A 20,421-nucleotide genomic window follows, 5' to 3' on the forward strand; every position below is an offset into this window, starting at 1 on the left:
TATGGTTAGCGGCCTTAACGAGACCTTGCCGCTTCCCTGCCCGGGTATTGCCTGCTGTTGCGCCCGGACAGTCAGAAACAATCCGAAACAAAAATCTTCGCCATTTGGCCCGAATCTTGGACAAACAAAGCGCATGGCCAATCCCAACATCCTGGTCGTCGAGGACGACCGCGAAACCCGGACGTTGATTGCAAAGTACCTGCGCAACAACGCCTGCAACGTCACCACCGTGAGCGATGGCCGGGAGATGTCGCGTGCCTTGGCCGATCACAGGGTCGACCTCATCATCCTCGACGTCATGCTGCCCGGCGAGGACGGCCTGAGCCTGTGCCGCAAGGTACGCTCGGAGGCGCAGACGCCGATCATCATGCTGACCGCGCGCGGCGAGGACGTCGATCGCATCGTCGGCCTCGAGATGGGCGCGGACGACTATCTGCCAAAGCCCTTCAACCCGCGCGAGCTGCTCGCACGCATCAACGCGGTGCTGCGCCGCCAGGCCGCAGCCCAGGCGGCAAGCTCGATCGAGGGCGCCTCCACGCTCGTCTTCGAGGGCTGGCGCATCGATCTGCGCCTGCGCGAATTGCGCAATCCGGAAGGCGCGCGCGTCGCGGTGACCAGCGCCGAGTTCGATCTCCTGCGGACGTTCTGCGAGCGGCCCGGCCGCGTGCTGTCGCGCGACAGCCTGCTCGACCTCACGCAAGGGCGCAACACCGGCTCGTTCGAGCGATCGATCGATCGTGCTGGTCAGCCGCATCCGCCGCAAGATCGAGCCCAATCCGGCCGATCCCACCATCATCAAGACGGTGCGCTCCGGCGGCTATCTGTTCACGCCCAGAACTGAAGCGGCCGGGACTGAAGCAGCTGGCAATGAAGCGGTCGCGGCGACCCTGAGCAATTAGCGGGGCGGTCGTCATGACGCCGTTCCGCTTCTTCCACCTCAAAAGCATCGGTGGACAGATCGCCGCACTGGTGGTGGCGTCGATCGTCGCGCTGCATCTGATCCTCACCGCCAGCTTCCTGATCAGCCGGCCGGACCGGGCCGAGCCGCCGCCCGACGCCGCCCATCAGCTTGCGGACGCGGCCCTGCTGCTCAACGGCACGGATGCGAGCGAGCGGCCGCGCATCCTCGCCAATATCGTGCGTGCGTTTCCGAATGCCGGCATCGAGCTCCTCGCGCCGGGGACCTTCTCCGTCGCCGAAGACAGCGGTGGCCCGCATCTGCGCAACGTGCGCCGGCATCTCGGCCATCAGTACAAGGTGGTCGCGCTGGCCCCGAACTTCGGCGTGCACCGCGTCGCGGTCGAGCTTCCCGACGGCAGTGTGATCGCAGGCCGCGTCGAGCAGGGCCCGCATCCGCCGCGGTTCTGGGGCGGCCCCTGGATGATAACGCTGCTGTTCGCGCTGATCAGCGTCACGATGCTCGGTCTGTGGGCGGCCTACGCGCTGGCCGCGCCGCTGTCCTCGTTTGCCAGGGCCGCCGAGAATTTCAGCCTGGACGGGGCGGCCGATCCGCTGCCCGAGCGCGGCCCGGAGGAGATCCGCTCGGTCGCGCGCGCGCTCAACCGCATGCATGAGCGGATCGCGCGGCTGATGTCGGATCGCACCCGCATGCTGGCGGCGATCAGCCACGACCTGCGAACGCCGATCACCCGGCTGCGCCTGCGCGCCGAGTTCATCGAGGACGAGGGCAACCGAAGGCGCATGCTGATCGATCTCGACCAGATGCGCTCGTGCTGGAATCCGTGTTGTCGCTGCTGCGCAACGACCGCAAGATCGAGGCGGTGACGCTGGTCGACATCGCGAGCACGCTCCAGGTCATCGCCGACCAGTTCGGCGACATGGGCCATGTCGTGCACTATGACGGCCCCGCTTCGGCGACGGCCGCCGCGCGGCCCGACGAACTGCATCGGGGCGTCACCAACCTCGTCGAGAACGCGGTGCGCTTCGGCGCCGAAGTGACGATCCGCCTCGACGTATCAGGCACCAGGCTCGTCATCGACGTCGAGGACGACGGCCCCGGCATCTCGGATGCGCGCAAGCAGGAGATGCTGGAGCCGTTCGCGCGCGGCGACGACGCGCGCACCATGGACGAGCACACCGGCTTCGGGCTCGGCCTGTCGATCGCGCGCGCGATCGCGATCGCCCATGGCGGCGAATTGTCGTTGCACGACCGCGCGCCGCACGGGCTGATCGTGCGGATGCAATTGCCGGTATGGCAGCAGCCGCGGCGGGCGGCGTAAGGCATGCCTCAGGCGGCGAGCGGCGGATGCTCGATCGGGTGCTCATCGAAGATCGCCACCGCCTCGAAGCGGTAGCCGCAGGCGTGGCATTTCCAGAGATAGGAAACGCGGCCTTCGCCCGGCTCGATCCAGTCCGGAGACGGGATCGGTGCCCCACATTGCGCACAGGGGTTCTGCTTGGGGATGTCGCCGATGTCTGCTCGGGTCATGGACGTTCTCCCGAATTTTGAATAGCGATTTTTGGGCGAATGCACGAATAGACAGACCTGCTGTCGCGTAACGCACATCGCCAAGTGCAATCCTAACCTGGGTTTGAGTCGTAAAAACGACGGCCCCGCGAAAATCGCCGCTGGCGGCGTTTCGCCACATCATCGCCGTGTTCCCACGGCCTAACGCGCACGGGTGCAGGTTCGTTCTGCCGAGGAATAATTCAATGAAAATTTTGCGTATTGCCGCGCTCGTTGCGGCCGGGCTGATGTTGCCGCAGGCCGCATTCGCGGGCGAAGCCGAGTATGCCGAGATGGTCGCGGCCCATGCCCGCGCCAACGGCGTGCCGGAAGCGCTGGTGCATCGCGTCATCATGCGCGAGAGCCGCTATCAGCCCGGCCTTATCGGCCGCGGCGGCACCATCGGCCTGATGCAGATCAAGCTCGCGACCGCCCGCGGGGTCGGCTACACCGGCGACGCCGCCGGCCTGCGCGATCCCAACACCAACCTCACCTACGCCGTCAAATACCTCGCCGGCGCCTATCGCGCCGCCAATGGCGACCTCGCCCGAGCCGTGCGTTATTTCGCGGGCGGCTATTACTACGTTGCAAAGCGGCAGCGTCAGGAGGCCGTGCAGGTCGCCAATATGGGCGACACCTGGCTCGAGCCGAACGGCAATCCGCAGCCGATGCTCGGGACGGCGCCGCATAAGAAGCTGGCCCAGCGCGTCAGCAATGCGCGGGCGCAGGTTCCCAACCACTAGCCACCGTCATTCCGGGGCGATGCGAAGCATCGAGCCCGGAATCTCGAGCTTCCCCGGTGCGCAATTGCGCACCCGGGGTTCGGTCCGGCGCGCCGGAATGACAGCCCTGTGGCTAGCGCGTTGACCACCCCGTCCCGCTGGCATACATTAGAGCCGTTCCGAGGGGTGCTCCGAGGAGGAGCTGAGATACCGCTAAATGGGTCAGAAGGCCCAGGACCGCGGTGACCCTTTGAACCTGATCCGGGTCATGCCGGCGAAGGGACAGGGATGTTACAGACCACCAAGCGACCGGATTCCCCGGTATCCATCATCGGCGCAGGCATTGCAGGTGCCTGGCAGGCGCTTTTGTTCGCGCAGGCCGGCCATGCCGTGACGCTACACGAGCGCGGTGACGCCGCGATGACCGATTCCACCAGCCATTGGGCCGGCGGGATGCTCGCGCCCTGGTGCGAGGCGGAGGTCGCCGAACCCATCATCTCCAGGCTCGGCCAGCGCTCCCTGGACATCTGGCGGCGCGAGCTGCCGGACACCCCCTTCAACGGCTCGCTCGTCGTCGCCCACCCGCGCGAGCGCAACGATTTCGAGCGTTTTGCGCGGATGACCGACGGCCACCGCCGGCTCGATGCGACCAGCCTTGCCGAGCTCGAGCCGTCGCTGGAGGGCCGCTTCCGCGACGCGCTGTTCTTCCCGACCGAGGGCCATGTCGAGCCGCGCCGCGTGCTGCCGAAGCTGCACGAGCGCATCCGCGCCGCCGGCGGCACCATCAAGTTTGATAGCGACGTCAGCGCCAAAGACCTCGACGGCATCGTGATCGACTGCCGCGGCCTTGGCGCGCGCGACGAGCAGCCGGAGCTGCGCGGCGTCAAGGGCGAGATGATTTTGATCGAGACCGGCGAGGTGCGGCTGGCGCGCCCGGTGCGGCTGATCCATCCGCGCTGGCCGCTCTACGTGATCCCGCGCGAGGACAATCTGTTCATGCTCGGCGCGACCTCGATCGAGGCCGAGGACACCGGCGTCAGCGTACGCTCGGCGCTGGAGCTGCTGGGTGCGGCCTATGCCGTGCATCCGGCCTTCGGCGAGGCCCGCATCGTCGAATTCGGCTCGGGCTTGCGCCCTGCTTTCCCCGACAATCTGCCGCGCATCGGCATTCGTGGCGAGAGGATCGCCGTCAACGGCCTCTACCGCCACGGCTTCCTGATCGCGCCGGCACTCGCCGAGCTGACGCTGCAATACGTCCAGCGCGGCCAGATCGACAATGAGGTGATGCAATGCGCGTGATCGTCAACGGCGAGCAACGCGAGGTGAATTCCGCAAGCGTCGACGCGCTGCTCAGCGAGCTCGACTACGAAGGCACCCATTTCGCGATCGCGCTGAACTACGACGTCGTGCCGAAAAGCCGCTGGGCCGAAACCCACCTCAAGGCCGGCGACGAGATCGAGATCATCACGCCGCGGCAGGGAGGGTGAGGGAGATGATGGCACGCTCTCTCCACTTGTCGTCCCCGCGAAGGCGGGGACCCATAACCACAGGGAGCGGTTATGGCGACCGGTCTCTCCCCACGTGCCCCAAGAGAAATCACGCGGTATGGGTCCCCGCCTTCGCGGGGACGACAGTTGAACTTGAGGAGACACCTTGGACATGGTGACCTTCTACGGCAAAACCTTCTCCTCCCGCCTGCTGATCGGCAGCGCGCTGTATCCCTCGCCTGCGATCATGCAGGCGGCGATCCGTGCCTCCGGCTCGAACATCGTCACGGTGTCGCTGCGCCGCGAGGCCGCCGGCGGCAAGACCGGGGACACGTTCTGGAATCTGATCCGTGAGCTCGACGTCAGCGTGCTGCCGAACACCGCCGGCTGCCGCAGCGTGCGCGAAGCCGTGACCACCGCAAAACTCGCGCGCGAGCTGTTCGGCACGTCCTGGATCAAGCTGGAAGTGATCGCCGACAACGACACGCTGCAGCCCGACGTCGTCGGCCTGGTCGAGGCCGCCACCCTCCTGATCAAGGACGGCTTTGAAGTGTTCCCCTATTGCACCGAGGACCTCTCGGTTGCGAACCGCCTGGTCGATGCCGGCTGCAAGGTCGTCATGCCCTGGGCCGCGCCGATCGGCTCGGCCCGCGGCATCACCAACCGCGACGCGCTGAAACTGCTGCGCGAGCGGCTGCCTGACATCACGCTAGTGGTCGATGCCGGCATCGGCGCGCCGTCGCATGCGGCCGAGGCGCTCGAGCTCGGCTATGACGCCGTGCTGCTCAACACCGCGATCGCAAAGGCCGCCGATCCCGTTGCCATGGCCAATGCCTTCCGTCTCGGCTGTGATGCCGGCCGCACCGCCTACGAAGCCGGGCTGATGAACGCCCGCGACTTCGCCTCCCCCTCCACCCCTGTCGTTGGGACACCATTCTGGCATGCCGTATCCTGATCGCTTCTATCCCGTCGTCGACAGCCTCAAATGGGTCGAACGCCTGACCAAGCTCGGCGTCGGCACCATCCAGCTGCGCGCGAAAGACCTCAACGACGCCGACGCGCTCCAGATCGTCACCGATGCGCTGGCGATCACGAAGGACACGCAGGCCAAGCTGGTCGTGAACGACTATTGGCGCGCGGCCGTCGTCGCCGGCGCAAAGTATCTGCATCTCGGCCAGGAAGACCTGGCGGACGCGGACCTCAAGGCCATCCGCGAGGCCGGCCTGTCGCTTGGCGTCTCCACCCATGACGACGCGGAGCTCGAGACCGCGCTTGCCGCAGAGCCCGACTATGTCGCGCTCGGTCCGATCTTCTTCACCACGCTGAAATCGATGCGCTTCGAACCGCAGGGCATTCCGAAGATCACGGAATGGAAGAAGCGGATCGGCAGCATCCCGCTGGTCGCGATCGGCGGCATCAAATTCGAGCACGCCGCGGAGATTTTTGCCGCCGGCGCCGATTCCATCGCCGTCGTCAGCGACGTCACGCAAAACGCCGACCCGGACGCGCGAGTCAAACAATGGCTTGGCGATTCCGCCAAAGCCGCCTGAACGAGAGATACAACGGAGGATCCCATGAACATCCGCTCCAACCCCGAAAAGACCGTCCCCGCCGTCACCACCGGCCCGCTGCCCTCGTCGCGAAAAATCTTCGCGTCTCCGGACGCTGCGCCCGACATCCGCGTGCCGCTGCGCGAGATCATCCTCTCCGAAGGCGCCGGCGAGCCCAACCTGCCGGTCTACGACACCTCGGGCCCCTACACCGATCCGTCCGTGACCATCGACGTCAACGCCGGCCTGTCGCGCAACCGTCTCGCCTGGGTCAAGGAGCGAGGCGGCGTCGAGGAGTATCAGGGCCGCGATATCAAGCCGGAGGACAATGGCAATGTCGGCGCCTCGCATGCCGCAAAGGCCTTCACCGCGCACCACAAGCCGCTACGCGGCCTCGACGGCCACAAGATCACCCAGCTCGAATTCGCCCGCGCCGGCATCATCACCAAGGAAATGATCTACGTCGCCGAACGCGAAAATCTCGGCCGCAAAAAGCAGCTCGATCGCGCGGAAGCCGCGCTCGCCGACGGCGAGAGCTTCGGCGCCGCAGTCCCTGCCTTCATCACGCCGGAGTTCGTCCGCAGCGAGATCGCGCGCGGCCGCGCCATCATCCCCTGCAACATCAACCACGCTGAGTTGGAGCCGATGATCATCGGCCGCAACTTCCTCACCAAGATCAACGCCAATATTGGCAACTCCGCCGTGACGTCGTCGGTGGAAGAGGAAGTCGACAAGATGGTGTGGGCGATCCGCTGGGGCGCCGACACCGTGATGGACCTCTCCACCGGCCGCAACATCCACACCACCCGGGAATGGATTCTGCGCAACGCGCCGATCCCGATCGGCACCGTGCCGATTTACCAGGCGCTGGAGAAGTGCGAAGGCGATCCCGTCAAACTGACCTGGGAGCTCTACAAGGACACGCTGATCGAGCAGTGCGAGCAGGGCGTCGACTATTTCACCATCCACGCCGGGGTGCGCCTGTCCTACATCCACCTCACCGCCAACCGCGTCACCGGCATCGTCAGCCGCGGCGGCTCGATCATGGCGAAGTGGTGCCTGGCGCATCACAAGGAGAGCTTCCTCTATACGCATTTCGACGAGATCTGCGACCTCATGCGCAAGTATGACGTCTCGTTCTCGCTCGGCGACGGCCTGCGTCCGGGCTCGATCGCCGACGCCAACGACCGCGCGCAATTCGCCGAACTGGAGACGCTCGGCGAGCTTACCAAGATTGCGTGGGACAAGGGCTGCCAGGTCATGATCGAAGGCCCCGGCCACGTGCCGATGCACAAGATCAAGATCAACATGGACAAGCAGCTCAAGGAGTGCGGCGAGGCGCCGTTCTACACGCTTGGACCGCTGACCACCGACATCGCGCCGGGCTATGACCACATCACCTCAGGCATCGGCGCCGCCATGATCGGCTGGTTCGGCTGCGCCATGCTCTGCTACGTAACGCCGAAGGAGCATCTCGGCCTGCCCGACCGCAACGACGTCAAGGTGGGCGTCATCACCTACAAGATCGCCGCCCACGCCAGCGACCTCGCCAAGGGTCACCCGGCGGCGCAGCTTCGCGACGACGCCCTCTCCCGCGCCCGATTCGACTTCCGCTGGAGCGACCAGTTCAACCTCGGCCTCGATCCTGATACCGCCAAGAACTTCCACGACGAGACCCTGCCGAAGGAAGCCCACAAGGTCGCGCATTTCTGCTCGATGTGCGGCCCAAAATTCTGCTCGATGAAGATCACCCAGGACGTGCGGGATTACGCCGCGACGCTGAACGATCCGAACAGCATCGGCATGTCGATGAGCGGCACCGCCGAGGACGGCATGAAGCAGATGAGCGCGAAGTTCAAGGAGATGGGGAGCAGCGTTTATCTGGATGCCGAGAAGGTGAAGGAGAGTAATCGGGTGTTGTGAGGATTAAATTCACGGACGACTGAACAAAGGCCGGGCGTATCGCCCGGCCTTTGCATTAACCCTTGGTTGCAATGACAGCGGTTCAATGGCAACCTGAAGGCGACTCTTTTAGATTTCAATTTTTTGTCGAGATTTTCGTCGATGAGTGAGAGACGCCCGGTAGCTTTCCTCAGTTACGTTCGATCCGATGACGACCATGATAATGGCGCGATAACTGCATTCCGAAAGAGGCTCGAAGGCGAGCCTATTACCTTCACTGCCGCTTGGTGCAATTTGATCGCAGAATGGATGGACAAGCTCAGGATTTCGACAGAATTCCTTGGATTTACCACTCGGGCTTGGAAAGGCGGTCAGTCCAAGGAACGCTGGTTAGCTACCGGAAAGCCTTCGAATCCGGGCCGGCTAAATGACTTGAGACATCTCATTTATAAATCTTTCTCGGCAAGCGTCGGAGCCTCAGCACCCAACTTTGGCATGATGACCAGAGAAGGTCTTTTGAAAGAAAATATCGATGGCGAAGCTGTTCTGTGGGCGTTCGCCCGACTTCAAAAACAACGATCCCTCAGCAAGATGCTTGTTGTGATTTCGGACGGTGCCCCCGTAGATGATACAACGCTGAGCGCTAATCCAGCCAACTATCTTGAGCAGCACTTACGAGGTGTGATTGACTCGATTTCCGACAAGGTCAGTTTGCATGCCATCGGCATTGGACACGACGTCTCGCGCTATTATCCAAATGCGGCGACGGTAACGAGTGCAAGAGACCTCGGTCCTCGCTTTTTCGAAGTTGTTGCCAACGACGAATTATTCCGATCGAGCTATGATTCATCGGAGCCGCGCAAACGGTATCGTTATGTTGCACCCAAACTCAAATAACGCAGACTAAATCGGGATCAGCGGGGGATTGAGGAGGCCAGATCTCGCCTGCGCTCTAGGGTTACAACGCCAAGGCTGATTGATTTGCCCAACGCCCCCCACCGCCTCCCCGACCAGCTCATTGCCAACCTCCGCCTCGTCTTCGTCGGGACCGCCGCCAGCACGCGCTCGGCGGAGGTCGGGCACTACTACGCCCATCCCGGCAACCGCTTCTGGCGCGCGATTCATGAGGCCGGCATCACGCCGCGGCGCTATCAGCCGAGCGAGTTCGCCGCGCTGCTGGAGCTCGGGATCGGCTTCACCGATCTCTCTAAGTCGGGCGCCGGGATGGATCACCAGATCGCGACTGAAACGATCGACGTGCCCGGCTTCCGGGCCAAGATCGAGAAACATCGGCCGAAGACAATCGCGTTCACGAGCAAGAAGGCCGCGAGCTTGTTTTACGGGAGGCCGTCGAGCGGGATCGCACTGGGGCGACAGCCGCGCGATGCAGGTTTGCCGGAGATTTTCGTGCTGCCGTCGCCGTCTGGCGCTGCGTCAGGGCATTGGACGCTGGAGCCGTGGCGGGAGCTGGCGCAATGGATCGCTTCGTAGGGTGGGTTGGCACGCGGCTGCGCGAAGCGCAGTCCGCTGGCGTAACCCACCTCTTCTCTTACGACATCGTCCGCTGTCGGGGCGTGGTGGGTTACGCCTTGCACCTTCGCGTGTTGCACGACCGCGCTTGCGAGCGGCTAACCCACCCTACGAGAGCATGCGCCCTAAAGATCAAAATTGGTCGGCAGCATCACCACGTCGCGAATGGTCATGCCGCGCGGCCGTGTCAGCATGAACATCACCACGGCGGCCACTTCGCTGGCCTCCAGCAGGCTTCCGGAGTCCCTGGCTTCCTGCAGCTTCTCGGGTGGCCAGTCCGCGAGCAGTGAGGTGACGACCGGGCCGGGCGAGATCGAGCCCACGCGAATGCCGTGCTTGAAGACCTGGCGCCGCACCGTCTGGACGAAGCAGTTGATCGCCCATTTGGACGACGCATAGACCGGCTCCCACGGCGTCGGAAAATGCGCCGCCAGCGAACTCGTGACGATGATGTCGCCGCTCCGGCGCGCGATCATGTGCGGCAGCACGTCGTGCACGTTCTTCATCACCACGTTGACGTTCAGGTTCAGCATCCGGTCGATGGCCATATTGTCGGCATCGACCAGATCGCCACCGACATACGTGCCCGCATTCGCGTGCAGGATGTCGAGTTGGCCTGCCGTCTCCAAAACGCGCGGCAGCAGCGTTGCGCAGTCCTTGGGATCCAGGAGGTCCACGACCAGCGGGATCACGGCGTCGCCATGCTTGTTGCTGAGCGCCTTCAGCGCGGGCTCGTCGCGGTCGACCATCACGACGCGCGCGCCCGCGGCCAGCATTGCTTCAGTGCTCGCCAACCCGATGCCCGACGCGGCTCCGGTCACGGCAGCAACCTTGCCTTCCAATTCGTTTCCCATGGGGGCACCATCCTGCTGATGGTCGGCAGTATAGCGATGCAGGGCGAATTGGCGATGCAGATCGCTGGCTTCGTAGGGTGGGCAAAGGCGCTCTTGCGCCGGGCCCACCACCTCTCCGCGATCCCGGTAGAACGTGGGCACGTCGCGCGAAGAGCGCGCCTTTGCCCACCCTACGGCACCGTCACCCGGCATACGCCCTGTCGAGATCTGCGATCACGATCTTCCGCATCTCCATCATCGCCTGCATGACGCGGTTCGCCTTCGTGCGGTCGGGATCGCCGAGGTAGCGGCCGAGCGCTGACGGGATCACCTGCCAGGACAGTCCAAATTTGTCCTTGAGCCAGCCGCAGCGGGATTCCTCGCCGCCGTCGGCGGTGAGACGGCTCCAGAAGTAGTCGACCTCGGCTTGCGTCTCCACGCTGATGAAGAACGAGACCGCCTCGGTGAAGCGGTATTGCGGCCCGCCGTTGAGTGCGTGGAAGCGCTGGCCTTCGAGTTCGAACACCGCCATGGAGTCGCTGACGCTCTCGACTTTTGCGTTGGGGAACACCGCCTTGTAGAAGGCGACGGCTTCCGGGACGTTGTTGGCGAACCAGAGGAACGGCGTGATTGACGTCATGAAATTGTATCCTTCGTCTTGGACCGGAGGCGCGAGCATCGCTCCAAGGACGAGCGGCGGAACACTGTTCCGACACGGGCGCCGGACTTTTTACGGCGCCTGTGTCGGAACCCGAGCCGGCCGTTCGTCCTTTGAATGCAACGCCGATCACCCCGGAGCCGCCAGATGCCCACCTTCACAGCCTTCGAAAACTCACCCGACCGCGGCAAGGGACAGGCCCGCGACATGCGGGTTCGCTGGGCGCTGGAAGAAGTGGGCCTGCCCTACGACGTCCGCCTCGTGTCGTTCGCGGCGATGAAGGACCCCGCCCATCTTGCGCGGCATCCGTTCGGGCAGATTCCGACCTATGAGGACGGCGATCTCGCTTTGTTCGAGTCGGGCGCGATCGTGCTGCATATCGCCGAGCGCCATGACGGATTGTTGCCAAAGGATGCGAATGCGAGGAGCCGCGCGATCGCATGGATGTTTGCCGCGCTCAACACGCTGGAGCGGCCGATCGTCGAGTTCGGGATGACGATGCTGTTCGAGCGCGACAAGAGCTGGTACGAGGAGCGGCTGCCGGTCCTGAAGGATCGCGTCCGCATCAGGCTCGGCGAATTGTCCCGTCGCCTCGGCGAGGCCGAGTGGCTCGACGGCACATTCAGCGCCGGCGACCTCATGATGGTGACCGTGCTGCGCCGGTTGAATGCATCTCGCCTGCTGGAGGAATATCCCGACCTCTCCGCCTATGTCGCCCGCGGCGAAGCGCGGCCTGCGTTCCGGCGGGCGTTCGATGCGCAGCTGGCGGTGTTCACCGCCGCATCGACCGGCAGATAGAGGCCGCGCCTCTCATCGAGAGCCGGTACATCACTCCGATCCCATACGTCGAACGGGCGACGCCGGGCGTCCTCCGATCGAATGACGCTGCGCACAATGCGCAAGGACAGTTGCCAGCTCGTCGCTCCGGCGATACGACTTGAGGTGGAAGAGCCTGATATCAACCGGCCCGCATCGTTCCAGGAAGGCACCGCCATGAGCGACGATCTCTCCGGCGTCTGGGATGGCAGCTACATTCAACCGGGCACCGGAATGGTCACCTTCACCGCAACTCTGGTCGAAACCGGCGGCGCACTCAGCGGAAGCGTGACCGAGCCCTGCTCGAACCCGCGATGCCCGCTGCGCACCCACAACGCCTCGATCGCGGGTCAGCGCTCCGGCAACGCGGTCTCGTTCGTCAAACACTACGAGCCGCCCGGCCACGGCTACGACACGGTCCATTACGAAGGCACGGTGAACGCCGAGGCGACCGAAATCGACGGGCGCTGGCAGCTGCCTGGCTCTTCCGGCGCGTTCCTGATGATCCGCGCCAGCAAGGCCGCGCAAGCGGCCACGACGGAGCAACACGCCAAGGTGCCATCGCGCTGAAGGGAGCAACCATGCTGACCCTCTATTCCTATCCGGAACTGTTCGGCGTCGCCGACAACAACGGCTACGGCCTCAAGGTCTATGCGTTCCTGAAGCTCGCAGGCGTGCCGTTCGTGCACGAGCATGTCTTCGATGCCTCTGCCGCGCCGCGCGGGCAGCTGCCTTACGTCGTCGACGACGGCCAGACCATCGGCGACAGCGAGACCATCATTGCGCATGCGATCGCCAAATATCGCCTGAGCATCGATGCCGCGCTGTCGCAGGAGGCACGGCGGACCAACCATCTCGTCACCCGCATGCTGGACGATCTCTACTGGGTGATGTCGTATTCGCGCTGGAAGGACGATCGGTTCTATCCGGCATTCCGCGACGCCTTCATCGCGCAGCATCCGCAACTCGATGCCGAGGGACTGGAGAAGGCGAAGGCCTACAATTCGCAGCGCTACTATTTCCAGGGCATCGGCCGCTACACGCCCGAGCAGGCTTACGCGCGGGGCCTGGCCGATCTGGAAGTGCTGACGGAGATCGTTCCCGCCGCGGGCTTCGTCCACGGCGCGGCGCCGACCAGCTGTGATGCCGGCATCTACGGCTTCATCGCCAACATCTATTATTTTCCGATCCCGACGCCGCTGAAGGCCTTCGTCGATGCGCACGCCAATCTCGTCGCGCATTGCGAGAGGATTCATGCGGCCGTGAGTTCGTAGGGTAACGCTTCGTAGGGTGGGCAAAGGCGCGCTCCTTGCGCGCCGTGCCCACCATGCATCCGCATTTGCGGTACGAATGGTGGGGACGCTTCGCTTTGCCCACCCTACGCCTCGCTACGTACCTGTCTTACCGCATCGTGATCGCGAGCCCGCTCAGATCCGCATTCGCCATCAGGCCGGTCTGGTAGCCCGACAGCTCAAGCACCGCACCCTTCTGGTTGGTCAGCACGATGGCGCGGGCGCCACGGCCGACGGCGAGGCCTGCACCGGCCGCGCCGTAGACGCCGGCGACGTCGGAGGGGCGGTTGATGTTGGAGACGCGGCCACGCAGCACGGTCTTGGAGCCGCCGAAGACGAGGCCGTAGTCGAGCCCGCCGGTCGAGATGCCATAGGAGCGGCCGCGGAAGTTCAGCACGCCCGAACCGCCCGAACCGCCGATGATCCAGCCCGCCTTGTAGATCGTCAGCACCACGGTGCCGCCGTCGGCCAGCGCCGAGGTCGAAAGGCCGGCCAGAGCGGCAATGGCGACCAGCGCGGCGCGGAAGGTGGTGGCGAGCTTCATGGGGCGTCTCCGGGGGCTATTTTTCAAGGGAGGATTCGAATCAGATGCAGCGAATGTATCCGATGGATCGCGGCGGCAACATGATGGAGCGGCCGTGAGGCGTCTGCCGCAGCAGCGCATTCAACTGTCATCGCCCGGCTCGACCGGGCGATCCAGTACGCCGAGACGGCAATGAGATGCGGAGAAGCCGAGGCGTACTGGATGCCCCGCCTGCCGCCTGCGCTAAAGCTTCGGCGCCCCTGGACCTCGACCCCGGCGAAGCCTTGGCGTAGCCGGGTCGCGGGGCATGACGCGGAGTTTGGGGCCGCCTACCGACACCACCGCCATGATACCATTCTGCCCCTGTTTTGCCCGACGGGGCAAGTGAATTGTTCGGCTATACCGAATTTGAAACACTCACGATTTCTACTGTGCATGGGGTTGTTTTCGCGTTTTTGTTTTGCCCGCCTTCCCCAATGCCGATTGCAACTCCCCCGCATGTCGCTACGCTCGTGCGGGCGACGCGACCGTTCCATCCGAGGTGATCCCATGTCGATCCAGCATTTCGCCCCCCCGCCGCACGTCAAGGCGCCGCCGCTGTCCTTTGCCACGCGCGTCGGTGATCTCCTGTTCGTCTCCGGCATTCCCGGCTTCGACGGCAATGGCGCGCTGCCGGACGGTTTCGAGGCGCAGTTCGCCAACGTCGCCGTCAACATCAAGCGCGTGCTGGACGAAGCCGGCGCGACGGTCCGCGATCTCGTCAAGGTCAACGTGCTGCTCACGCGCGCCTCCGACGTCGCCGCGATGAATGCACTCTATGCCGGCGCGTTCGGCCCGCCGCCCTACCCGGCGCGCACCACCTGCGTGGTGCAGGCCCTGCCCGACCCGAAGATGCTGATCGAGATCGAGGCGGTTGCATCGCTGGCGAAGTGAGCCACGCTTAGCGTATGTGTCTTGGCGCATGTGTCTTGGCGTATGTGTCTTGGCGGGCACTCGGCCGAACCAAGTGCACGGCTCCCTCTGACATATCCGTGAAACGGCGGCCCCTCGGCTTGCCAAGGACCTGCTTTTACCGCACGAATTTTCGGGTCCCACTTCCCCACAAGGAGATTTTTCATGCGTCGCGTTCTCGCCCTCTGTGCCGTTGCCGGCATCGCCTCTTCCGTGTTTGCCGTGCCGGCGTCGGCAGCAGCAGCCGGCTATTACGTGATCCGCTGGGACAACACCGGCATCTGCCAGGTCTGGAACGAGGACCTGAAGTACAAGCCGTTCCAGTGGGGCGCGTCGACCTACAAGGTCGTCAGCAAGCCGGTCCCGACCTTCACCGCGGCTTCGGATCTCCAGATCAAGCTGCGCTCGGAGCGCCGCTGCACGCTCTGAGCGTCACCGACGAATTTGATTTTGAGGGCGGGCCGCGCGAGCGACCCGCCCTTTTCCTTTGCAGGCGCGCGCTGGTTTTTTCCGGCTCAAATGGCGCATTTCATGCGCGCATGCTTTGAACCTGATCAGCCGACGGAGCTACTCACAACTTGTCCGGGGCGCATCCCCAAAAGCGCCCCACACCATCCCTCCCGGTCATTGTCGGGAGATGCATCACATCTTTCATTTGAGGAGCTGATCATGCGTCGTATTTCCGTGCTGTGCGCTGCTGCGGGTCTTGCCGTCACTGCCTTCGTCGCCGCGAGCCCTGCCGAAGCCAGCTATCACCTGATCCGCTGGCAGGACACCGGCTTCTGCCAGATCTGGGACGAGAGCATCCCGACCGCGCCGTGGCCCTCCGACTACGCCCGCGTCAGCACGACCGTGCCGACCTTCGTCGACGCACTCGTGCTGAAGGATCACGCGTTGAAGAACGGCCACTGCACCTGGTAAAACTTCGATCGGCGGACGACGAGCGGGCAAGGGCGCGACGCGTTCTTGCCCGCTCTTTTTTTGGCCTGCACATGGCGGACCGCCGAGGCGCGGCGACAGCGCGCGCTCACGCGTCCTTGTGCGCGCCGGGATGGATCAGGATGTCGCGCGCGGCGGCGAGGTCGATGAAGGCTTGCGCGCTGCCGCCCTGGTCGGGATGCTTGCCCTTGGCGGCGCGGCGGTAGGCCTGGTTGATGTCGTCGCAGGTGAGCTGCACGGCGAGCGGCAGGCCGAGCATCCTTCGGGCACGATCCTCGCTGGAGAGCTTCTTCGGCATGGCGTTGCGGCGGCCGAAGCGTGGCGCGGTGAGATCATGGACGACCTCGAGGATCACGCCGATGCGGCGCTGGGCCGCCAGCGTGACGCTGTGATCGTCATTGTCCACGGCCTGGCGCAGCACCGGAAGCGCCTGCTCGGCCGCCTGGCGCAGCGTGGCATCCGTGCTCATGCGTACGATCTCGGCGACGAGCCGGCCGGCCTCGGCCCAGTCGGCCGGCTGCGCCGACCGCAGGCGTTCGAGAGCGAGTTTCCAGGATTCAAGCCGTCCCATCATGCGCGCAACGTTTAGCAATGAAGATCAGTATGCCAAGGCGGCCGTTTCCGACCCCTTAATTTCGAGTTAGCCTTTCATGAAACTTCGAAACGAATCCGGGAGGAAATTGTCATGGCATTGCTCGCAAACCACATCGCCGTCGTCACGGGCGCCGGATCCGGCATCGGCCGGGCGATCGCGGCCGGCTACGCCCACGAGGGCGCGCGAGTGGTGCTGCTCGACGTCAACGCCGACACGGTCGCGGAGGCCGCGCAGGAGATCCGCAAGGCCGGCGGCAACGCCGAGAGCTTTGCGCTCGATGTGACGAAGCGTGACGACTGCTTTGCGCTCGCCAGGCAGGTCGCCGACAAGGTCGGGCGGGTCTCGATCCTCGTCAACAATGCCGGCATCACCCGCCGCAACGCCTTCACCGCGGACACGGAGACGGTGGCGAAGGACTGGAACGACATCATCTCGCTCAACCTCAACGGCGTCTTCAACGTGACGCAGGCGTTCCTCGCGCCGCTGCGGGCCGCCAAGGGCCGCATCGTCAATATCGGCTCGATCCAGTCCTTCGTGCATCTGCGCACGCCGAGCTCGGCGGCGTATACGACCTCGAAGCACGGCGTGCTCGGCTTCACCAAGGCGCTCGCGGCCGAGCTCGGCAAGGAAGGCGTGCGCGTCAACGCGATCGGGCCGGGCTTCATCGAGACCAACATCAACGCCAACGTGCGCGCGACCAATCCGGCGCTGGTGCAGGCCTTCGTCGATCACACCCCGCTGGCGCGCACCGGCAAGCCCGAGGACATCGTGGGCCCCGCGATCTTCCTGGCGTCGGATATGTCGGCCTATGTCACGGGGACGATCGTGATGGTGGACGGCGGGTACCGGACGGTGTGAGCGGGCGCGCAAAATCGGTCCGCATCGCTATGCATCCCGTGCCAATCGCGGCACCTTCGCGGCAATCCCAAGGTCAATTGGTGCGATCGTCCGCGATTAACCACTCGTTAACCAAACCCGCCCACCGTAGATCTACGGCTAGGGGGCCGTTGGTTCTCGATCGCTTCCAAAAATGGAAGCGGGCGTTGATCGGGAGGTGTGTTGATGACCACTGTTCATGTCGCTGCGTCCGATCCGGGCGCGCAATTTCTTGCCCCTAACGAAATCGTTCCGCTGTTGATCGGCGCGACCGTCGACGAGGTCGAGCGCGAGCTCGTGCTCCAGACGCTCGCACGCTGCGACGGCAACCGCACGCGCGCATCGCGCGTGCTCGGCCTGTCGGTGCGCACGCTGCGCAACAAGATCAGGATCTATGCAGCGTCCGGCATCGACGTGCCCGCGTATCACGACTAGCGCGCGACCACGCAAGTTGGATCGTTCCGCCGGCAAGAACCGCAAGCGAGATGGTCGCGACCGCGGCCGCGATCATCTCGATGGCGCGGAGCATGAAGGCGGTCAAGACCGCCCATGCCGCCTGCGGCTCCTCGGCGAACGCGACCGGCACGATATCGGGCACCAGCAGATGAGCTAGGCCGAGCGCCGCCGCGAGGATGACTACCGAAATGCAGAATAGTTTCCACGCTGCACGCATGGGTCGCTCCTCGCAAGGTTGTGGCTCCACGCCATCCAATGACACGGTGTCTCCTGCTGTCGATTGATGTTGATCAAGCCCGTCGCGATGCGCGCGCGGAATTGCTGCTGTCGTCAAACGCCGCTAAGTAGCTTGCTTCCTTAGAGGGAGTAGTGGCGTGGCAGACGATCAGGGACGGCAGGGGCCGCGTGGGCGGCAGGGCGAACCGGGACGGCCGGGACCGCAGGGTCATCCGGGGAAGCGAGGGCCGGACGGCCAGCGCGGCAAGCCGGGACCGCAGGGCAAGCCTGGGGCGGCCGGAAAGGCAGGCGCGCAGGGCAAGGCCGGTCTGCCGGGCAAGCCCGGCGAAGCCGGCGCGCGGGGCGCGGCCGGGCCGCAGGGGCCGGCGGGGCCGCAAGGCCCACGCGGCGAGCCCGGACCGCCCGGCCAGCTGCCGTCGATCGAGCAGGTGCTGCCGTGGCTCGATCAACTCTTCGACGCCTGGGACGAGCGCCGCCGCCAGCGCGAGCGTGAAGCCGCCGAGCGCGAGGCGCTGGAAGCCGCCGTGCATGAGGTTGAAGAGGCGATCGTCGATGACGAGGCCGACGACGGCGAAGGCGAAGGCGACGATCACCGGAAGAAGAAGAAAAAGAAGAAGCACGGCCACAAGGACTAGCCGGGCGGAAGTTGCTTCGACGCCCCGGAGGACTCATCCTTGCGCGGCAGCATGCCCATGCGCTCGAACTGCCAGCGCATGGCGCGGTACCAGAGATAGCCGACCAGCGTGCCGAGCAGCGTCAGGATGACGAGGTTGACGCTGCTGTAGGAGCCGCTCCACCACATCATCCATGCGGTCCACAGCACGGTGAAGGTGACGGCACCTGCTCTGAGAGGAATAAGGGGGCGGCTCATGGTCGTGCTCCGGGCTGTCAAAACCCCGGCAGACATCATCGCAAGTTGAGGCCGCTCTCACCGTGAGCCAGATCACGGAATGGACGCAGGACCGCCTAACCGAACCGCAGCCGCGAACGTTCCTTGGCCTTCTCCGCCTCGATCTCACGGTCCCGCGCCGGCGCATGGGTGTGCAGCGAAGTCAGGAGCTTTCGCGCAGCCTCCGACACTTCCGCGACCGCAAGCTCGAAGGCCTCTTCATTGGCCTGAGACGGCTTGTTGAAACCGGAAAGCTTGCGCACGAACTGGAGCGCGCTGGCGTGGATCTCGTCCTCCGTCGCCGGCGGCTCGAAGTTGAACAGCGTCTTGATGTTGCGGCACATGCAGGCTCTCCCGTAGCGGTGTTCCCCTGAGGACGATCGGCGAGGCCGAAATCCTACATCCCGGGCGCAGCCGTATCATAGGCAGGACCAGCCATATCTGATCCGCAATTATTCCCCTTGCGCGCCGCACCATCGGGGAATGTTTTTCGGGGGGCGATGATGGGTCCGGTCTCGATCCTCCGTGACCAGCTGATAAGATCGCGTCCAACGCGGCCGACCATGAGCCGCATGGGGAGAGAAACATGAAAACGTCTTGCGCGGCGCTAGCGGCCATCCTGCTGTCCATCGCAACGCCGGTTATGGCCGCCGATTATCCAGCGCCGAAGCAAGGCGACTGGATCGCCAGGGACTTCAAGTTGCACACCGGCGAGACCATGCCGGAATTGAAGCTGCACTACACCACTGTCGGCGAGCCCTCTGGCCAGCCCGTGCTGGTGCTGCACGGCACCGGCGGCTCGGGCGCGAGCATGCTGTCGCCCGCCTTCGCCGGCGAGCTGTTCGGCGCGGGACAGCCGCTCGATGCGTCCAAATATTACATCATCATTCCCGACGCGATCGGCCACGGCAAATCGTCAAAACCGTCCGACGGCATGAAGACGGGTTTCCCGAAATACAATTACGACGACATGGTCGAGGCGCAGCATCGCCTCGTGAAGGAAGGAATCGGCGTCAAGCATCTGCGGCTCGTGATCGGCAATTCCATGGGCGGCATGCAGACCTGGCTGTGGGGCGAGAGATATCCGCAGGAGATGGACGCGCTGGTGCCGATGGCCTCGCAGCCGACGGAGATGGCCTCACGCAACTGGATGATGCGGCGGATCATGCTCGACACCATCCGCAACGATCCCGACTACAATGGCGGCAATTACACCAGCCAGCCGCGCACGATGAAATACGCTATCACCGCCTACGGCATCGCCAGCATCGGCGGCACACTCGCCTATCAGCAGCAGGCGCCGACCGCGGCCAAGGCCGACAAGATCGTCGACGAGCGGCTGGCGACGCCGATCACGGCGGATGCCAACGACTTCCTCTACCAGTGGAGCTCCTCGCAAGACTACAATGCCGGCGACAAGCTCGAGCAGATCGAGGCGACGCTGCTGCTGATCAATTCAGCCGACGACGAGCGCAACCCGCCCGAGACCGGGATCACGGACGCGGCAATGAAGCGGGTCAAGAACGGCAAGCTGTATCTGATCCCCGCGAGCACCGAGACGCGCGGCCACGGCACCACCGGCAACGCGAAATTCTACGTCGAGCAGGTCAGGCAATTGCTGCAAACCGCGCCGCAGCGGACGATGTGAGCCGAGCAGCAAGACCGCATGTCGAACGCTCGCTTTCGCAAGGCTGCGCT

At 64.5% G+C, this 20,421-nt stretch carries 26 protein-coding genes, 2 pseudogenes and 1 riboswitch; of the genes and pseudogenes, 21 read left to right on the forward strand and 7 right to left on the reverse strand.

Translation table 11 applies throughout. The features are described from left to right. The first annotated feature begins 133 nt into the window (after positions 1-133). Positions 134-899 (forward strand): annotated as a pseudogene (locus tag J4G43_RS40860) (response regulator). Positions 900-912: 13 nt separating this feature from the next. After that, a pseudogene (locus tag J4G43_RS40865) lies at positions 913-2,240 on the forward strand (ATP-binding protein). An 8-nt stretch (positions 2,241-2,248) separates the two neighbouring features. Here the strand turns inward: J4G43_RS40865 and J4G43_RS40870 are convergent. Then, positions 2,249-2,449: a hypothetical protein gene (locus J4G43_RS40870; RefSeq protein WP_028153771.1), complete on the reverse strand. Its 201-nt coding sequence runs from the start codon at positions 2,447-2,449 to the stop codon at positions 2,249-2,251. A 224-nt stretch (positions 2,450-2,673) separates the two neighbouring features. Here J4G43_RS40870 and J4G43_RS40875 point away from each other — a divergent pair, with 224 nt between their 5' ends. The 8 genes from J4G43_RS40875 (at position 2,674) to J4G43_RS40910 (ending at position 9,619) form a co-directional block, all read left to right on the forward strand. Continuing rightward, positions 2,674-3,210: a lytic transglycosylase domain-containing protein gene (locus J4G43_RS40875; protein WP_208088343.1), complete on the forward strand. Its 537-nt coding sequence runs from the start codon at positions 2,674-2,676 to the stop codon at positions 3,208-3,210. A 151-nt stretch (positions 3,211-3,361) separates the two neighbouring features. Next, a riboswitch (TPP riboswitch) is annotated at positions 3,362-3,490 on the forward strand. Next, on the forward strand, positions 3,478-4,488 hold the full coding sequence (locus J4G43_RS40880) for an FAD-dependent oxidoreductase (RefSeq protein ID WP_208088344.1): 1,011 nt from the start codon (positions 3,478-3,480) through the stop codon (positions 4,486-4,488). (Overlaps the previous riboswitch by 13 nt.) Beyond that, positions 4,479-4,676: a sulfur carrier protein ThiS gene (gene thiS, locus J4G43_RS40885; RefSeq protein WP_063981493.1), complete on the forward strand. Its 198-nt coding sequence runs from the start codon at positions 4,479-4,481 to the stop codon at positions 4,674-4,676. The genes J4G43_RS40880 and thiS overlap by 10 nt, the downstream gene beginning before the upstream one ends. Before the next feature lie 172 nt (positions 4,677-4,848). Next, the gene (locus tag J4G43_RS40890; protein ID WP_208089549.1) at positions 4,849-5,631 is read left to right on the forward strand and encodes a thiazole synthase; all 783 of its coding nucleotides are present in this window, start codon (positions 4,849-4,851) and stop codon (positions 5,629-5,631) included. After that, positions 5,618-6,226 (forward strand): thiamine phosphate synthase, encoded by a 609-nt coding sequence (locus tag J4G43_RS40895; protein WP_208088345.1) that lies wholly within the window; start codon positions 5,618-5,620, stop codon positions 6,224-6,226. The genes J4G43_RS40890 and J4G43_RS40895 overlap by 14 nt, the downstream gene beginning before the upstream one ends. Before the next feature lie 24 nt (positions 6,227-6,250). Then, the gene (thiC, locus tag J4G43_RS40900) at positions 6,251-8,149 is read left to right on the forward strand and encodes a phosphomethylpyrimidine synthase ThiC (protein ID WP_208088346.1); all 1,899 of its coding nucleotides are present in this window, start codon (positions 6,251-6,253) and stop codon (positions 8,147-8,149) included. Between the two features lie 141 nt (positions 8,150-8,290). Next, positions 8,291-9,025 (forward strand): cobaltochelatase CobT-related protein, encoded by a 735-nt coding sequence (locus J4G43_RS40905; protein ID WP_208088347.1) that lies wholly within the window; start codon positions 8,291-8,293, stop codon positions 9,023-9,025. A gap of 84 nt (positions 9,026-9,109) precedes the next feature. Beyond that, on the forward strand, positions 9,110-9,619 hold the full coding sequence (locus tag J4G43_RS40910; protein ID WP_208088348.1) for a mismatch-specific DNA-glycosylase: 510 nt from the start codon (positions 9,110-9,112) through the stop codon (positions 9,617-9,619). Between the two features lie 164 nt (positions 9,620-9,783). Here J4G43_RS40910 and J4G43_RS40915 read toward each other — a convergent pair whose 3' ends face one another. Further along, positions 9,784-10,512, reverse strand: a complete 729-nt coding sequence (locus tag J4G43_RS40915; protein ID WP_208088349.1) for an SDR family oxidoreductase — start codon at positions 10,510-10,512, stop codon at positions 9,784-9,786. A gap of 181 nt (positions 10,513-10,693) precedes the next feature. Beyond that, positions 10,694-11,131 carry a VOC family protein gene (locus J4G43_RS40920; RefSeq protein ID WP_208088350.1) on the reverse strand — a complete coding sequence of 146 codons (438 nt, stop codon included), beginning with the start codon at positions 11,129-11,131 and terminating at the stop codon, positions 10,694-10,696. A 165-nt stretch (positions 11,132-11,296) separates the two neighbouring features. Between J4G43_RS40920 and J4G43_RS40925 the strand changes: the two genes are divergently transcribed. From J4G43_RS40925 to J4G43_RS40935, 3 genes are all read left to right on the forward strand, one after another. Beyond that, positions 11,297-11,947 carry a glutathione S-transferase family protein gene (locus J4G43_RS40925; protein ID WP_208088351.1) on the forward strand — a complete coding sequence of 217 codons (651 nt, stop codon included), beginning with the start codon at positions 11,297-11,299 and terminating at the stop codon, positions 11,945-11,947. A gap of 81 nt (positions 11,948-12,028) precedes the next feature. Further along, complete coding sequence (locus J4G43_RS40930; RefSeq protein ID WP_225005407.1) at positions 12,029-12,535, forward strand: hypothetical protein; 507 nt, start codon at positions 12,029-12,031, stop codon at positions 12,533-12,535. 11 nt (positions 12,536-12,546) lie between these two features. Then, positions 12,547-13,239, forward strand: coding sequence for a glutathione S-transferase family protein (locus J4G43_RS40935; protein ID WP_208088352.1), 693 nt, complete (start codon positions 12,547-12,549; stop codon positions 13,237-13,239). A gap of 127 nt (positions 13,240-13,366) precedes the next feature. Here the strand turns inward: J4G43_RS40935 and J4G43_RS40940 are convergent, their stop codons facing one another. Further along, the gene (locus J4G43_RS40940) at positions 13,367-13,801 is read right to left on the reverse strand and encodes a hypothetical protein (RefSeq protein WP_208088353.1); all 435 of its coding nucleotides are present in this window, start codon (positions 13,799-13,801) and stop codon (positions 13,367-13,369) included. A gap of 528 nt (positions 13,802-14,329) precedes the next feature. On the opposite strand from J4G43_RS40940, the gene J4G43_RS40945 reads away from it, so the two are divergent. The 3 genes from J4G43_RS40945 (at position 14,330) to J4G43_RS40955 (ending at position 15,652) form a co-directional block, all read left to right on the forward strand. After that, positions 14,330-14,713, forward strand: coding sequence for a RidA family protein (locus J4G43_RS40945; protein ID WP_038941868.1), 384 nt, complete (start codon positions 14,330-14,332; stop codon positions 14,711-14,713). Between the two features lie 183 nt (positions 14,714-14,896). Continuing rightward, positions 14,897-15,160, forward strand: coding sequence for a hypothetical protein (locus J4G43_RS40950; RefSeq protein WP_063981484.1), 264 nt, complete (start codon positions 14,897-14,899; stop codon positions 15,158-15,160). Positions 15,161-15,400: 240 nt separating this feature from the next. Continuing rightward, positions 15,401-15,652: a hypothetical protein gene (locus tag J4G43_RS40955; RefSeq protein WP_208088354.1), complete on the forward strand. Its 252-nt coding sequence runs from the start codon at positions 15,401-15,403 to the stop codon at positions 15,650-15,652. Positions 15,653-15,758: 106 nt separating this feature from the next. Here J4G43_RS40955 and J4G43_RS40960 read toward each other — a convergent pair whose 3' ends face one another. Continuing rightward, on the reverse strand, positions 15,759-16,244 hold the full coding sequence (locus J4G43_RS40960; protein WP_208088355.1) for a J domain-containing protein: 486 nt from the start codon (positions 16,242-16,244) through the stop codon (positions 15,759-15,761). A 111-nt stretch (positions 16,245-16,355) separates the two neighbouring features. On the opposite strand from J4G43_RS40960, the gene J4G43_RS40965 reads away from it, so the two are divergent. From J4G43_RS40965 to J4G43_RS40975, 4 genes are all read left to right on the forward strand, one after another. Beyond that, positions 16,356-17,123, forward strand: coding sequence for an SDR family NAD(P)-dependent oxidoreductase (locus tag J4G43_RS40965; protein WP_208088356.1), 768 nt, complete (start codon positions 16,356-16,358; stop codon positions 17,121-17,123). Between the two features lie 204 nt (positions 17,124-17,327). Then, positions 17,328-17,576 carry a helix-turn-helix domain-containing protein gene (locus J4G43_RS40970; RefSeq protein WP_014492884.1) on the forward strand — a complete coding sequence of 83 codons (249 nt, stop codon included), beginning with the start codon at positions 17,328-17,330 and terminating at the stop codon, positions 17,574-17,576. 50 nt (positions 17,577-17,626) lie between these two features. Beyond that, the gene (locus J4G43_RS55430; protein ID WP_256461348.1) at positions 17,627-17,749 is read left to right on the forward strand and encodes a hypothetical protein; all 123 of its coding nucleotides are present in this window, start codon (positions 17,627-17,629) and stop codon (positions 17,747-17,749) included. 222 nt (positions 17,750-17,971) lie between these two features. Next, complete coding sequence (locus tag J4G43_RS40975; RefSeq protein WP_208088357.1) at positions 17,972-18,469, forward strand: collagen-like protein; 498 nt, start codon at positions 17,972-17,974, stop codon at positions 18,467-18,469. Here J4G43_RS40975 and J4G43_RS40980 read toward each other — a convergent pair. Both J4G43_RS40980 and J4G43_RS40985 read right to left on the reverse strand, forming a co-directional pair. Then, positions 18,466-18,705 carry a hypothetical protein gene (locus tag J4G43_RS40980; protein WP_028152311.1) on the reverse strand — a complete coding sequence of 80 codons (240 nt, stop codon included), beginning with the start codon at positions 18,703-18,705 and terminating at the stop codon, positions 18,466-18,468. The genes J4G43_RS40975 and J4G43_RS40980 overlap by 4 nt on opposite strands. Before the next feature lie 95 nt (positions 18,706-18,800). Next, positions 18,801-19,067, reverse strand: coding sequence for a DUF2277 domain-containing protein (locus tag J4G43_RS40985; RefSeq protein WP_063981478.1), 267 nt, complete (start codon positions 19,065-19,067; stop codon positions 18,801-18,803). A gap of 242 nt (positions 19,068-19,309) precedes the next feature. On the opposite strand from J4G43_RS40985, the gene J4G43_RS40990 reads away from it, so the two are divergent. Beyond that, positions 19,310-20,371 carry an alpha/beta fold hydrolase gene (locus J4G43_RS40990; protein WP_208088358.1) on the forward strand — a complete coding sequence of 354 codons (1,062 nt, stop codon included), beginning with the start codon at positions 19,310-19,312 and terminating at the stop codon, positions 20,369-20,371. The last annotated feature ends 50 nt before the right edge of the window (positions 20,372-20,421 follow it).

Source organism: Bradyrhizobium barranii subsp. barranii (assembly GCF_017565645.3).
Lineage (GTDB): Bacteria > Pseudomonadota > Alphaproteobacteria > Rhizobiales > Xanthobacteraceae > Bradyrhizobium > Bradyrhizobium barranii.

Coding starts and splice junctions, on each gene's coding strand:
- J4G43_RS40870 (WP_028153771.1), bottom strand. CDS start 2,449: ATGACCCGAGCAGACATCGGCGACATCCCCAAGCAGAACCCCTGTGCG.
- J4G43_RS40875 (WP_208088343.1), top strand. CDS start 2,674: ATGAAAATTTTGCGTATTGCCGCGCTCGTTGCGGCCGGGCTGATGTTG.
- J4G43_RS40880 (WP_208088344.1), top strand. CDS start 3,478: ATGTTACAGACCACCAAGCGACCGGATTCCCCGGTATCCATCATCGGC.
- thiS (WP_063981493.1), top strand. CDS start 4,479: ATGCGCGTGATCGTCAACGGCGAGCAACGCGAGGTGAATTCCGCAAGC.
- J4G43_RS40890 (WP_208089549.1), top strand. CDS start 4,849: ATGGTGACCTTCTACGGCAAAACCTTCTCCTCCCGCCTGCTGATCGGC.
- J4G43_RS40895 (WP_208088345.1), top strand. CDS start 5,618: ATGCCGTATCCTGATCGCTTCTATCCCGTCGTCGACAGCCTCAAATGG.
- thiC (WP_208088346.1), top strand. CDS start 6,251: ATGAACATCCGCTCCAACCCCGAAAAGACCGTCCCCGCCGTCACCACC.
- J4G43_RS40905 (WP_208088347.1), top strand. CDS start 8,291: ATGAGTGAGAGACGCCCGGTAGCTTTCCTCAGTTACGTTCGATCCGAT.
- J4G43_RS40915 (WP_208088349.1), bottom strand. CDS start 10,512: ATGGGAAACGAATTGGAAGGCAAGGTTGCTGCCGTGACCGGAGCCGCG.
- J4G43_RS40920 (WP_208088350.1), bottom strand. CDS start 11,131: ATGACGTCAATCACGCCGTTCCTCTGGTTCGCCAACAACGTCCCGGAA.
- J4G43_RS40925 (WP_208088351.1), top strand. CDS start 11,297: ATGCCCACCTTCACAGCCTTCGAAAACTCACCCGACCGCGGCAAGGGA.
- J4G43_RS40930 (WP_225005407.1), top strand. CDS start 12,029: ATGACGCTGCGCACAATGCGCAAGGACAGTTGCCAGCTCGTCGCTCCG.
- J4G43_RS40935 (WP_208088352.1), top strand. CDS start 12,547: ATGCTGACCCTCTATTCCTATCCGGAACTGTTCGGCGTCGCCGACAAC.
- J4G43_RS40940 (WP_208088353.1), bottom strand. CDS start 13,801: ATGAAGCTCGCCACCACCTTCCGCGCCGCGCTGGTCGCCATTGCCGCT.
- J4G43_RS40945 (WP_038941868.1), top strand. CDS start 14,330: ATGTCGATCCAGCATTTCGCCCCCCCGCCGCACGTCAAGGCGCCGCCG.
- J4G43_RS40950 (WP_063981484.1), top strand. CDS start 14,897: ATGCGTCGCGTTCTCGCCCTCTGTGCCGTTGCCGGCATCGCCTCTTCC.
- J4G43_RS40955 (WP_208088354.1), top strand. CDS start 15,401: ATGCGTCGTATTTCCGTGCTGTGCGCTGCTGCGGGTCTTGCCGTCACT.
- J4G43_RS40960 (WP_208088355.1), bottom strand. CDS start 16,244: ATGATGGGACGGCTTGAATCCTGGAAACTCGCTCTCGAACGCCTGCGG.
- J4G43_RS40965 (WP_208088356.1), top strand. CDS start 16,356: ATGGCATTGCTCGCAAACCACATCGCCGTCGTCACGGGCGCCGGATCC.
- J4G43_RS40970 (WP_014492884.1), top strand. CDS start 17,328: ATGACCACTGTTCATGTCGCTGCGTCCGATCCGGGCGCGCAATTTCTT.
- J4G43_RS55430 (WP_256461348.1), top strand. CDS start 17,627: ATGGTCGCGACCGCGGCCGCGATCATCTCGATGGCGCGGAGCATGAAG.
- J4G43_RS40980 (WP_028152311.1), bottom strand. CDS start 18,705: ATGAGCCGCCCCCTTATTCCTCTCAGAGCAGGTGCCGTCACCTTCACC.
- J4G43_RS40985 (WP_063981478.1), bottom strand. CDS start 19,067: ATGTGCCGCAACATCAAGACGCTGTTCAACTTCGAGCCGCCGGCGACG.
- J4G43_RS40990 (WP_208088358.1), top strand. CDS start 19,310: ATGAAAACGTCTTGCGCGGCGCTAGCGGCCATCCTGCTGTCCATCGCA.